Source organism: Oxalobacteraceae sp. CFBP 8761, assembly GCA_014841595.1.
Taxonomy (GTDB): domain Bacteria; phylum Pseudomonadota; class Gammaproteobacteria; order Burkholderiales; family Burkholderiaceae_D; genus Telluria.
The window spans coordinates 1,884,863-1,896,735 of sequence record JACYUE010000001.1 but is presented as its reverse complement, the minus strand read 5'-3'; the positions used below and the strand labels follow the sequence as shown (position 1 = coordinate 1,896,735).

The 11,873-nt window shown below is 63.5% G+C and carries 12 protein-coding genes; 3 read left to right on the top strand and 9 right to left on the bottom strand.

Features of this window, described 5'->3' with window-relative positions; translation table 11 throughout:
- Positions 1-166: 166 nt before the first annotated feature.
- Complete coding sequence (locus IFU00_08375; protein MBD8542293.1) at positions 167-682, top strand: VOC family protein; 516 nt, start codon at positions 167-169, stop codon at positions 680-682.
- A gap of 81 nt (positions 683-763) precedes the next feature.
- Here IFU00_08375 and IFU00_08370 read toward each other — a convergent pair whose 3' ends face one another.
- A complete protein-coding gene (locus IFU00_08370) occupies positions 764-1,168 on the bottom strand; it encodes a hypothetical protein (GenBank protein MBD8542292.1) in 405 nt (134 codons plus the stop codon).
- Here IFU00_08370 and IFU00_08365 point away from each other — a divergent pair.
- Positions 1,168-2,541 (top strand): beta-lactamase family protein, encoded by a 1,374-nt coding sequence (locus IFU00_08365; protein ID MBD8542291.1) that lies wholly within the window; start codon positions 1,168-1,170, stop codon positions 2,539-2,541. The genes IFU00_08370 and IFU00_08365 overlap by 1 nt on opposite strands.
- A 55-nt stretch (positions 2,542-2,596) precedes the next feature.
- On the opposite strand, the gene IFU00_08360 is transcribed toward IFU00_08365, so the two are convergent.
- From IFU00_08360 to IFU00_08340, 5 genes are all read right to left on the bottom strand, one after another.
- Entirely contained in the window at positions 2,597-3,763 is a 1,167-nt protein-coding gene (locus IFU00_08360) for an MFS transporter (GenBank protein MBD8542290.1), read from the bottom strand.
- Positions 3,738-4,289: a TetR/AcrR family transcriptional regulator gene (locus IFU00_08355; protein MBD8542289.1), complete on the bottom strand. Its 552-nt coding sequence runs from the start codon at positions 4,287-4,289 to the stop codon at positions 3,738-3,740. Before IFU00_08355 ends, IFU00_08360 begins: the two co-directional genes overlap by 26 nt.
- Positions 4,290-4,377: 88 nt before the next feature.
- On the bottom strand, positions 4,378-5,682 hold the full coding sequence (locus tag IFU00_08350) for a response regulator (protein MBD8542288.1): 1,305 nt from the start codon (positions 5,680-5,682) through the stop codon (positions 4,378-4,380).
- The gene (locus tag IFU00_08345) at positions 5,683-7,149 is read right to left on the bottom strand and encodes an AAA family ATPase (protein MBD8542287.1); all 1,467 of its coding nucleotides are present in this window, start codon (positions 7,147-7,149) and stop codon (positions 5,683-5,685) included.
- The gene (locus IFU00_08340) at positions 7,149-7,532 is read right to left on the bottom strand and encodes a hypothetical protein (GenBank protein ID MBD8542286.1); all 384 of its coding nucleotides are present in this window, start codon (positions 7,530-7,532) and stop codon (positions 7,149-7,151) included. The genes IFU00_08345 and IFU00_08340 overlap by 1 nt, the downstream gene beginning before the upstream one ends.
- 318 nt (positions 7,533-7,850) lie before the next feature.
- Between IFU00_08340 and IFU00_08335 the strand changes: the two genes are divergently transcribed.
- Positions 7,851-9,647, top strand: a complete 1,797-nt coding sequence (locus IFU00_08335; protein ID MBD8542285.1) for a DUF885 family protein — start codon at positions 7,851-7,853, stop codon at positions 9,645-9,647.
- Between the two features lie 310 nt (positions 9,648-9,957).
- Here IFU00_08335 and IFU00_08330 read toward each other — a convergent pair whose 3' ends face one another.
- The 3 genes from IFU00_08330 to galU are packed head-to-tail and all read right to left on the bottom strand — an operon-like array spanning position 9,958 to position 11,869.
- Positions 9,958-10,446, bottom strand: a complete 489-nt coding sequence (locus IFU00_08330) for a hypothetical protein (protein MBD8542284.1) — start codon at positions 10,444-10,446, stop codon at positions 9,958-9,960.
- Positions 10,443-10,979: a peptide deformylase gene (locus tag IFU00_08325; protein MBD8542283.1), complete on the bottom strand. Its 537-nt coding sequence runs from the start codon at positions 10,977-10,979 to the stop codon at positions 10,443-10,445. The genes IFU00_08330 and IFU00_08325 overlap by 4 nt, the downstream gene beginning before the upstream one ends.
- Entirely contained in the window at positions 10,976-11,869 is an 894-nt protein-coding gene (gene galU / locus IFU00_08320; protein MBD8542282.1) for a UTP--glucose-1-phosphate uridylyltransferase GalU, read from the bottom strand. Before galU ends, IFU00_08325 begins: the two co-directional genes overlap by 4 nt.
- Positions 11,870-11,873: the final 4 nt, after the last annotated feature.

Genomic DNA, 11,873 nt, shown 5'->3' with positions numbered 1-11,873 from the left:
TGAAACCGCCGTCTTATCAAACTGGCTGGCCTCTTCTACACTGGGTTGCGCCGGATCCGACCGCTCGACAGGCGGCGTATCCAGGCGCCCAGTGATCGCTGGAGAGAACGCACAAATAGCGCCGTTCTTCTGGCTGATTCGTTTGCGACCCTTTTGAAAGAACGCCATGCCAGCATCCAACGACGTCACGTCGACCAATCCAACGAGCCCGTTTACCTCATGGCGAGGCGACCATGTCGGACTGCGCGTGCCGGACTTTGAAGCCGCTGCAGCCTGGTACACCGGCACGCTCGATTTCCGCCTGATGCGCACCATGGCACTGGGTGAAAAGACACTGGCTTTTCTTGCTCCTGCTGCTGACGACGGTTTTCGCATCGAGTTGATTGCAGGGCCCGGCTGCGCGCCGCGTCCCGGGTACGACCAGCTGATCGATACCCATGCGGTCGCCGGATGGCACCATCTGTGCCTGCGCGTCGAGGATGTCGATGCCGCGATCGGTGAACTGAGACGTCGTGATGTGAGGATTGTCAGCGAACCGCGCGACGCACCCGGACTGGCGCTGCGTTTCGCTTTTTTCAGCGATCCATGGGGCAATCTGATCGAACTGACGCAGCCTCTGTTGAACATTCAAGCTGCAAATCAACCTGAATCTCCGGGTCAAGGCACGAATGCTTTGCCCTGAAAAAGGCTTGAGCTGGGCATAGCCGATAGTCATGGCCGACATCGCCTGATCATGTCACGCCATGTTCAGGGAGCGGCACGGCTATTTGCGCTGGGCTGTCGCACTGCAGATCGTCAAAATGGCACCAGACAGCAAAATAGCCCGAAGTGCGCTGACGTCGCCGGCATAAACACAAACGACTACACCAGCCGCTGTCGCGGCCATTACTCGCGGCCATCGCTGATTGGAAAGGCGGAAAGCGAGATAGAGTGCGGTCATGCCAATCAGGCCAGCTGAAGCAATCCAATACCAGGAAACGTCTTGCATATTGCTCCGTTTAATTTTCTGCAGCCCGTCATGAATATTCAGGCTGGGTCTATCCGCGAATAAGGTCTGCAGTCCAGCACGTGCATCCCGTATTATGCCATCTTCAAAAGGCGGCCCATTGGTACCATTCCAAGCCGTTTGTAATGCCCGCTGTTTCCACTCAAAGAGGTGAATGCACAATGCGCATATCGATTTCAGTCGTCCTGCTGGCCGCGTTCTCGGCGGGTACAGCCCATGCCGACGCCCTTGACGCTGCCATTGAACGCATGATGCTGGCACGTCAGGTACCGGGTCTGGCGGTGGTCGTGGTCAAGGACGGCAAGATCGTGCGTGAACGGGGCTATGGCCTGGCCAACGTGGAGCACCGCGTGCCGGTCACGCCGGACACCGTTTTCCAGTCCGCGTCGACCGGCAAGACGTTCACGGCTGCATTGGTGCTGCTGCTCGAGAAAGACGGCAAGCTGACACTCGACGACCCGATCTCGCGCTACCTGGACAACACGCCGATCGCCTGGAAGGGCATCACGATTCGCCACCTGCTCACGCACACGTCCGGCCTCGGCGACCCCTACACGAAAATCGACCTGCGCAAGGATTACAGCGATGATGAACTGATCGCACTGGAGGCGTCCTTGCCCCTGTTATCTGCCCCCGGAGAGCGCTTTGCCTATAGCAATGCCGGCTACCACCTGCTCGGCTTCATTTGCAACCGGGTTGGCGGTAAATATTTCGGCGACCAGCTTGAAGAACGCATCTTTGCGCCGCTTGGCATGACGACCGCGGGCGTGATCAGCGAATCGGACATCGTACCGGGCCGCGCCGCGGGCTACGAGCGGATCGACGGCAAACTGCAGAATCAGCGCTGGGTGGCGCCCAGTCAGAACCGCACTGCCGACGGCACGATCCAGCTGAGCGCCCGCGACCTGGCGCGCTGGAGCATGGCGCTCGACGGCGATGCCGTTCTCGATGCCCATGCCAAGGCCGCCAGCTGGACGCCGGCGCGCCTGAATGACGGCAGCAGTGCTCCCTACGGCCTGGGTTGGTACGTGGGCCGCCAGCAGGGCCACCGTGTTGTCCAGCATGGCGGCGTCTGGCAAGGCTTCAAGGCAGCCCTCGCGCGCTACCCCGATGAACGCCTCACGGTGGTGGTACTGGCCAATTCGGCTGCTGCACGCCAGGGCAAGATCGCGGACATGATCGCCGCGCACTACGTGCCCGCACTGGCTGATCCGCGCCCGCCGGCCATTGCAGACCGCGCGCCTGCCGACACCGCCGGCGCGCGCAAGGTGATTGGCGAGCTGGCTGCAGGACAGATTCCCGCAGGCCTGTCCGAAAGCGAACGCGGCCGATTCAATCAGCGATGGGTCACGCAGATTGCCACCGAGTTCCGTGATTACGGGCCATTACGCAACGTCGACGTGCTGGCACGCAGCAGCGAAGGAAACGGCAAGCAGGCACGCTATCGTTTTTTGTTCGAGAACGAGACCGTGCTGGTGGCGCTGGAGCAAGACCGCGACGGGCTGATCAAGCAGCTGGGCGTCTCGCTGGAATAGCCTCCCGGCATGGGCAACGCGCAGAATCGGCACACGCCTGGTTTTGGAATGAACGTCAAGGCGCAACAAAGGCGTTATCCGCAGAGTGCCATGGACGAATACAACCCGACAGCAAAGCCGCCCCTGCAAAGACAGGCAACGCAATGCCCACGCCCCAACCGGTCAACAATGCGCCAAACAATGGCGATCCCGCGCTCTGGCCTGCGGCGAGAATCAGAAACGGGATACCCAGTCCCAGATCGGGCCGATCCGGAAGCAGCCGGATGCCCTGGATCAGAAACGCGCCGGACAACGTGATATATGAAGCGCCGAACAGCGCGACGCTGATGAAAGCGAATGCCACCGAGACCGACGTGAAGGACAGGCCAATCATCCCCGCCGCCATGCCGGCCAGGGAAACCCAATGAACCCGCACGAGGCCGAACCGCTGCACGAAGACGCCCGTCATCGCGCCAGTTACGCCAGCCAGACCAAGCGCCACCCAGACCCAGGCGATATCGGTTTGCGTGAAGTTGAATTCGTCCCGCAACAGGCTGCCGCCGAATGTCCAGATTGCAGTACTCGACAAGCCCATCAAAAAGCTGCCCGTGCAGAGCGCCAGCATGCCGGGGCGCTTGAAGATGGCAAATGAAATGGGCTCGCTCGCGGTGCGTTCGTGCCCCGTTGGCACGGCATACAACACCCACACCGCGACTGCGCAGCTGATCGCCGCAAAAAGGATATACAGTTCGCGCCAGCCACCGAATGCGAGCAGGCTCGCCAGGCCTGACAACACGATGCCCGCTGCGGTGCCCGCATTGATGATGGCATTGGCCTTCGGCCGGTGTGCATCGTCAAATTGCAATGACACCGCCGTCGCCAGTGGCGGCGAGGTCAGGCCGGTACTCAGGCCTGCCAGCGCGACACCCAGTCCCAGGACTATCCCGCTCGCAGACAACGTGATGATGACCATGCCAATGGTCGACGCCAATCCCGCGGCAAAGGCAAGCGCCCGTGGCGAGCACACACGGTTCAACGCGGCGGTGATGCACACGCCAATGCAATACGCGACGAACGCGCTGCTGCCGATCCAGCCCGTGGTGCCGATATCGAGGGATAGCTCAGTGCGTATCTGCGGCAGCAGCAGCCCGAAGGCAAAGCGCGCGAGCCCGTACGAGACGGCAGTCAGCGCGAAAGCCGCCGCCAGCAGGTTGACGTTATGCTTCACTGTGCTTGCCAGCATGGGCCATCAGGGATTTGGCGGCAGCCTTGGCAGCGCGAATCACCGCCGTATTGTCCAGGCTGGCGATGGCCGTGGCGCCTTCGAACAGGATCCAGATCTGGGAGGACAACAGCGCGTCATCATGTCCCAGCGCGTGATTGACGCGCCTGGTGATTTCCCTGAAAAATGCGGCTTTTTGTCCGCGCACCAGGGCCACGATGTCGTCGTTCGCACCCAAGTATTCATTGCCCGCCCGCAGCAGCAGACAGCCCGAGGCACCGAATTTGTCCGACCATTGTTCGAGCGTATCGAACAGCGATTCAACGGTACCGGTCTCTGCGTCGTCATGATTCAGGAGAGCCATGAATGCCGCATGCCGCGATTCGAGCGCTGCCATGACCAGCCCATCGCGCGAACCGAAATGCTTGTAGAGCGTACGGGTGGATGCGCCGACCGTGGCGCCGATGTGATCAACGCCGATGCCGCGCAAGCCTTCCCGCGCGAACAGCTGTGCTGCTGCTGCAGCCATCGTAGTTTTCTTGTCCATGACTCAAGTGTACAACGATCGTTTTACATGTCAAGCGTGCAGGGTCTGCACGTGATTTGTTTCATGATGCATGGGGAATGAAGTCTATTTACGCTGAGGCGGCCGACACGCCAGCCAGCGCCTCGACGAGCGTCGCCGGCGCCACCGGCTTGACCAGGTAACGATCGAACCCGGCGGCCAGCGCACGCGCGCGGTCACTCGGTTGGCCATAGCCCGACAGCGCCACCGTCAGCGGCCGCGGGACCGGTTGCGCGGCGCGCAGGCGCGTCATCAGCTCCAGGCCATCGATGCCGGGCAGGCCGATGTCGCAGACGATGGCGTCGAAACGTCCTTCAAGTGCGAGTGCCAGGCCAGCGTGCCCCTCGGCCGCGATCTCGACCTGGTGGCCCTCGAGCTCGAGCAACATGCGCAGCACGTCGGCGGCGTCGCCATTGTCTTCAATGACCAGGATGCGGCGCGTGGCGCTGGCCGCATGCGATGGCGCCGTGGTGGGAGCAAGCGGGGCAGCGGCCGACGATTGCGGCAGCCTCACGATGAAGGTGCTGCCCTGCCCCGGGCCGTCGCTGCCGGCAGTCACGCTGCCGCCATGCATGCTCACCAGATTGCGCACGACGTTCAGGCCCACGCCCAGTCCGCCCTCCGAGCGCGCCAGCGTGCGCGGTCCCTGCGTGAACAGCTCGAACGCGCGCCCGATGGTCTCGTCCGACATGCCGGCGCCATTGTCGGCAATCGTGACCGCGATGCCCTCGCCGCAGCGCACGCAGACGGCAACGCGGCCACCATCCTGCGTGTACTTCGAGGCGTTGTTGAGCAGATTGGTGAAGACCTGCGTCAGGCGCACGCGGTCACCGTCGACGACCAGATTGCGCTCGTCGTGGGTGATCGTGAGGCTCTGCCTGCGCTCGCGCACGCGCGGCATGATCGTCTCGGCGGCGTGTTCGAGCACTTCAGCCAGGCGCAATGGCTCGATCGCCAGCGTGATCTTGCCGCTGCTCAGGCGCGCAGCATCGAGCAGATCGTCGAGCAGGCGCGCCATATGGTCCACCTGGCGCTGGATCACGGCCGTCAGGCGCGCCAGCGGTAACGAGGCGACCGGGCCCCGTTCGAGCAGGCCTGCCGAGACGCTGATCGGTACCAGCGGATTGCGCAGTTCGTGCGCCAGCATGGCAAGGAACTCGTTCTGGCGCCGGTTGTTGTCCTCGGCATCGTCGCGCGAGGTTTGCGCATCGACCGCCGCCAGCACCAGGTGTTCGTTGGCCTCGCGCAGGCTGTCAGCCAGCGCCGTGCTGGCTGACAGCTCGCGCCGCAACTGCGCGTTCTCGCGCTCGAGCTGCGCGAGACGGCTCTCGGCCGTGACGGGTTCGTTGCCAGGAAGCGCCGGCATGGAAGTCACTCAGGTGGCGCCGCGTGTGGTCGGCAACCCGTGCAGCACACCCTCGTGCGCGGTGCTGATCGCATCGATGTGGATGCCGGCGTCGTCGATATGGAATTCGCGCAGGTCGTGACTGTGGCTGCTGCCGCGTACCTTGACCACCGAAATGAACCGGCGCAGCTGGCCGGCGCTTTCGCCAAAGCGCATCAGCACGACCGCATCGGTCAGGTAGGCGATTTCGGACTGGCTGAAGCGCAGATGCGTGAAGTCGTCGTCCATCCCCATCGTCACCAGCACCGTGACGTTGCGCTTGACCAGCGACGTGAGCATCTGGAACACGGTGGAGCGCAACTGGTTGCGCCCTTCCGGCGCCAGGTACAACGACAGCTCGGACAGCGAATCGACCACTACCCGGCGCGCACCGGTGCGGTCGATTGCTTCGTTCAGCGCCTCGAGTACCTCGTCGACCGTCAGGTCGATCATCCGGCTTTCCAGCACCACCACGTCGCCCGCGTCCACCATCGCAGCCAGTTCGGCATTGCGCAAGCGCGATGTGCCTTTCTCGAACGACAGGGCCACGCCCTTCTCGCCCTGGCGCACGCCCTCTTGCAGGAAACGCGTGGCCAGGATGGTCTTGCCGCAGCCGCTGGGGCCGGTCACCAGCAACGAATGCCCCTGCGGCAGGCCGCCATGCAGCAGTACATCGAGGTCGCGCGTGCCGGTCGGAATGCGCTTGTGATCGCGGTCGGTCGGCGCGCCGTCGTGATGGTCGTGGGCCAGCGGCGGCAGCATGCGTGGGTAGACGCGGATGCCGTCGCTGGTAATACGGAAGGTGTGCGAGCCGTTCATGTGGGCCTGGCCGCGCATCTTCACCACGCGCATCTTGCGCACCACCGAATTGTCGTCATGGACGGGCGTCAGCGAGATCATGCCGTCGGCCACTGTCATGATCGGACTGGCCTCGGCATCGCTGTTGGCATATTCGCCGATCAGGAAGGTGGTCGCTTGCCAGCTGGTCATGCGCGTGCCGAGATCCTGGATGAAGTGCTGCAGGTCGGCCACGCCCTCATTGCCGCTGCGCGCCGTCTGCGCGACCGAGCGGAACGAATCGACGAACACGAGGCTCGGTGCGAAGTCCTCGACCTCTTTCATCATGCGCGCCAGCACGGTGCTGAAGTCGCCAGCGCGCAGGTCTTCGGCCAGGTTCACGTAACGCACCACAGTGCCGACCTTCTGCATGTCGAAGAAACTGTACTGCTGCTGGTAGCGCAGCATCTTCAGCGGCGGCTCGCCCAGCACGGTGAAGAACAGGGCGCGCCGCTCGGTGGTCGCGAGGGAGAACATGATCTGGTGCGCCAGCGTGGTCTTGCCTGAACCCGGTGGCCCGGCGATCAGGTTGAACGAAAACTCGCTCAGTCCACCACCGAGCAGGACATCGAGCCCTTGCACACCAGTGCTCAATTTCCCAAGTGATACTTTGTCGCTCATTAGTTGTGATCCTGTACTTTCTTCTCTTCTCCGTCAACTGCCGCGGCATCGAGCAGGCGCCGCGCAAGTGCGTGCCCGATCAGCGACGCCAGCAGGTTGGTAAACGTCTGGAGCAGGGCCGCATGGGCCGCTTGTGCGAGGTCGGGTGCAACGCTGGCGAGCATGTCGTCCAGCGCGTCGATTTGGGCGGCGCGGGTCTGGCACGGCGCAGTGGAGGCCAGCCATGTGTAATCGGGACCGACGAGGCGCAGAGCCCGGCCATACAGCGCGCAGAAACCGTTGTCGCCAATGAGTGGGCCCAACTGGTCGGCTAGACGCCGCCAGGATTGAATGAGTAACAGGTGCTCGACAGAGCGGCCGGGATCACCCTTACTCGTCATCATGTCTGGATCGAAAAGCAATTGCGGCCGTTATCATCATGAAAGGTCCATGCACGCTGCGGTGCGGATTGGTCGTACGCCCGCGTCGTGTGGTGCCCGGCGATAGGTTGGCAACATTATATCGTGGCTTTCGACCGTTTCTTTTGAAAGCCCATGTAGATGGTGGGGACAAAGACGGCGTGGAAGCCGACCCGCAGCCCGTCAATACGCGGTGACGAGGCGGCTTGCATGCAGTAGGCATTCCCGGCATTCCCCGCTAAGATGGCATGCGCCGGGCGAACATGCTCCCGAGCATCATGCACATTCATGGATTGGGATTCAATGGAAAAGAAGAAGCTCAGCGCCGTCGTCTCGACGGCCTTCGTGGTAATGGGATTGGCCATGGCGCCAGCAGCAGCGATAGCGGCGGTGCCTGCAGCGGGCAAGGCTGCGCAGGCAACGCCAGCCGATGCGCGCTTCAAGGACATCTATACGCGGGAATGGAAGTGGCGCGTCGCCGAAAAGCTCGAACGCGATGAGGATGCACCGGACGCCAGCCGCGGCTTCGCCCGGGTCGACGCGCCAGCGCAGGAAGCGCGCCGCGTGTACTGGGCCGGCATCCTGAAACAGCTCGATGCGATCAAGCCCGCCAGCCTGTCGCCAGCAGAGCGCATCAACTTCGCCGTGTATCGCGCGCAGATCGCCTCGCTGCACGATGCCCAGGTGTTTCGCGAGTTCGAGCAGCCGGTCAATGCCGACAGCGCGTTCTGGACCGGCGTTACTTACAGCGCGCGCCGCCCGCTCAAGACCACGCAGGCTTACCGCACCTATCTTGACCAGCTCGAAGGCATCCCGGCGTACTTCGACGAGGAGATCGGCAATATGCGCGCGGGCCTGGCGCGCGGCTTCACGCCGCCGAAGGTCACGCTGGCCGGCCGCGAAAGCACGCTGCTGTCGGTAACCGAGGCAAAAACGCCGCAGGACACGGTGTTCTACGGCCCGTTCAAAGAGATGCCGTCGACCATGCCCGCGGCCGAGCAGGAAGCGCTGCGCCGCCAGGCCGTCGCCATCATCGCCGGCAAGGTACAGCCGGCGCATGCCAAGACCCTCGCCTTCTTCCGCGACGAATACGTCCCAAAAGCCCGCACCACGCTGGCCGCCCAGGACATGCCGGGCGGGAAGGATTACTACCAGTCGAAGATCGTCGAATTCACGACGACCAGCCTGACGGCCGACCAGATCCATGCGATCGGCCTGGCCGAGATGGCAAAGATCCGCGCCGAGATGCATGACATCATGCGGCAGGTCGGGTTCAAGGGTGACTTGCAGGCCTTCCTGCAATTCCTGCGCACCGATCCGCAGTTCTATGCCAAGACGCCCGCAGAGCTGCTCAAGAGCGCGGCGTGGACCGCCAAGCGCTTCGACGCCAAGGCCGACCAGTACTTCGGCCACCTGCCGCGCCGGCGCTTTGCGATCGTGCCGGTCCCGGACGATCAGGCACCATTCTGGACTGCGGGCCGCGGCGGGCCAGGCATGTATTGGGTGAACACGTATAACCTGCCGGCGCGCCCGCTCTACAGCCTGCCGGCCTTGACGCTGCACGAATCGGCGCCGGGCCATGCTTTCCAGATTCCGCTGGCGCAGGAGCAGAAAGGCGTGCCACCGTTTCGCCGCGCGTACATCTCGGCCTATGGCGAAGGCTGGGCACTGTACACCGAGCGCCTGGGCGCCGAAATGGGCATCTATGAGACGCCGTATGAAGTGTTCGGGATGCTCAGCTACCAGGCCTGGCGCGCGTCACGCCTCGTGGTCGATACCGGCGTGCATGCGAAGGGCTGGACGCGCGAACAGGCGCAGGCCTACCTGATGGAGAACACAGCGCTGTCGAAACACGAAGTCGAAACCGAAGTGGATCGCTACATCTCGTGGCCGGGCCAGGCGCTGTCGTATTACCTGGGCCAGATGGCGATCCAGGAAGCGCGCGCGCGGGCCGAAAAGGCGCTGGGGCCGAAGTTCGATATCCGCAACTTCCACGACACCGTGCTGCACATGGGATCCGTGCCTCTGCCAGTGCTGCAGCAGCGGATCGACGCATTCATCGCCGATGGCGGACCGAGTCCGTATCCGAAGGAAAGCTGATCGCTCCGGCGCTGAACGCGTGAACGGCACAGCCGGGGTCAGGTCTGACATTCGGACACGGCCTCAGCCTTTGCCTTAGCACAGCCGGGGTCAGGTCTGACATTCGGACACGGCCTCAGCTTTAGCCACCTCCATTAGTGTCTTGCATGGGATTAGCATCGCCCCGGCCAGCGAGTTTCGGCTACCTGACTGTCGAGATCGTGTCCGAATGTCAGACCTGACCCCCGCTTTTTGCACCGGCCAGCGAGTTTCGGCTACCTGACTGTCGAGATCGTGTCCGAATGTCAGACCTGACCCCCGCTTTTTGCCTTTATCGTTGGAACAGTTTGAACTTGAGCTGGAACGAGATACCGCCGTACAGGCGGTCTTTGTAGTTCGGGATGATCCCGACGTTCACGCCCACGCGCTCGTACTCGTAGGTCAGCGTCGGGATCACGCCCGGGAACCAGCCGCCGTCGCGCGTCTTCGGGTAGCCGTCGAACGCCGCCAGCGCCAGGCCCACGCGCACCGGTCCGACTGCGTATGGCTGCCAGATCACGCCTGCGTAGTTCGACCAGGCGCGGTCGCTGTTGTAGAAGCGACCGCCGGTGGCGGCCAGCGTGCCGCTGAAGCGGTATTCGAGCGCCAGGCCCTTGTTGTTATTGTTCAGGTCCTTGTCGCCGTCGAAGTGGGCCGTGTAAAAGCCTGTGTCGATCCACAATTCGCTTTTTGGCGCCGGGTCGATCTTCGTGAAGAAGTCGGCGCCGTGCGCCAGCGGGGCCGCGCCCAGGAGCGCCAGCAGATAAAGGGTGCGCATCAAGCGTCGGCTTTCTGGTCAAGGTCAGGGAACATCACGTCGGTGAAGCCGAAGCGGTTGAAGTCGCGGATACGCGACGGGTACAGGATGCCCAGCAGATGATCGACTTCATGCTGCACCACGCGCGCGTGGAATCCTTCGGCGTCAACGGCGATGCGCTTGCCGAACTGGTCGAAGCCTTCGTAATGCAGGCGCGCGTAGCGCGGAACGCTGCCGCGCAGGCCCGGTATCGACAGGCAGCCTTCGACGCCCTCTTCCATCGCCTCGCCGATCGGCGTGAGCACGGGATTGATCAACACGGTTTCCGGCACCGGCGGCGCGTCCGGATAGCGCTGGTTGCTGGCGAAGCCGAAGACCACCAGCTGCAGATCGATGCCGATCTGCGGCGCGGCCAGGCCCACGCCTTTGGCCGCATGCATGGTCTCGAACATGTCCGCCACCAGGGCGTGCAGCTCGGGCGTGTCGAATTGCGTGACCGGCGGGGCCACGCGCAGCAGGCGCGGATCGCCCATGCGCAGGATGGCTCGTACGGTCATTGCGCCCCCTCTCCTGCCAGCAGCGCGGTCAGCGACGCGCGGAAGCCTTCGGCGGTCTCGGGGTGTTTCAGGCCCATGGCCGTCATCGCCTGCAGGTAACCAAGTTTGGAGCCGCAGTCGTAGCGCTGGCCGGCGTAGCGGTAGGCCAGCACGCGCTCGGCCTGCATCAGCGCGGCGATGCCGTCGGTCAGCTGGATTTCGCCGCCGGCGCCCTTGCCGATCGTCTCGAGGTAGCCGAAGATCGATGGCGACAGCACGTAGCGGCCAACGACGGCCAGCGTCGACGGGGCATCGGCCGGCTGCGGTTTCTCGATGATGTCGGACACCAGTTCGAGGTTCGGACGGTATGGCGAGGCGCTGACAATTCCGTACTGGCGCGTCTGCTCGCGTGGCACGTCCTGTACGGCCAGGATGCTGCTGCGCTCATACGTGTAGAGGTCGGTCATCTGCGCCAGCACCGGCTTGTGGCCGGCGGCCGTGTCCATGAAGTCGTCGGCCAGCAGGACGGCAAATGGATCGTTGCCCACCACCGGGCGCGCGCACAGCACCGCGTGGCCCAGGCCCAGAGGCGAGGACTGGCGGATGTAGATGCAGTTGACGTTCTTCGGAATGACATTGCGCACCGTCTCGAGCAGCGCCTGCTTGCCAGCCGCTTCCAGTTCGGCCTCGAGCTCGTAGGCGGTGTCGAAATGGTCTTCGATCGCGCGCTTGTTGCGGCCCGTGATGAAAATCAGCTCCGTGATGCCAGCGGCGACCGCCTCTTCGACCGCGTACTGGATCAGCGGCTTGTCGACGATCGGCAGCATTTCCTTCGGCTGCGCCTTGGTCGCGGGCAGGAAGCGGCTGCCAAGGCCGGCCACAGGAAATACGGCTTTGCGGATCAGGGTCATCGGG

What these genes read in the sequence shown, in the direction of transcription:
- IFU00_08375 (MBD8542293.1), top strand. Translation starts at nt 167, where the DNA reads ATGCCAGCATCCAACGACGTCACGTCGACCAATCCAACGAGCCCGTTT.
- IFU00_08365 (MBD8542291.1), top strand. Translation starts at nt 1,168, where the DNA reads ATGCGCATATCGATTTCAGTCGTCCTGCTGGCCGCGTTCTCGGCGGGT.
- IFU00_08360 (MBD8542290.1), bottom strand. Translation starts at nt 3,763, where the DNA reads ATGCTGGCAAGCACAGTGAAGCATAACGTCAACCTGCTGGCGGCGGCT.
- IFU00_08355 (MBD8542289.1), bottom strand. Translation starts at nt 4,289, where the DNA reads ATGGACAAGAAAACTACGATGGCTGCAGCAGCAGCACAGCTGTTCGCG.
- IFU00_08345 (MBD8542287.1), bottom strand. Translation starts at nt 7,149, where the DNA reads ATGAGCGACAAAGTATCACTTGGGAAATTGAGCACTGGTGTGCAAGGG.
- IFU00_08340 (MBD8542286.1), bottom strand. Translation starts at nt 7,532, where the DNA reads ATGATGACGAGTAAGGGTGATCCCGGCCGCTCTGTCGAGCACCTGTTA.
- IFU00_08335 (MBD8542285.1), top strand. Translation starts at nt 7,851, where the DNA reads ATGGAAAAGAAGAAGCTCAGCGCCGTCGTCTCGACGGCCTTCGTGGTA.
- IFU00_08325 (MBD8542283.1), bottom strand. Translation starts at nt 10,979, where the DNA reads ATGACCGTACGAGCCATCCTGCGCATGGGCGATCCGCGCCTGCTGCGC.
- galU (MBD8542282.1), bottom strand. Translation starts at nt 11,869, where the DNA reads ATGACCCTGATCCGCAAAGCCGTATTTCCTGTGGCCGGCCTTGGCAGC.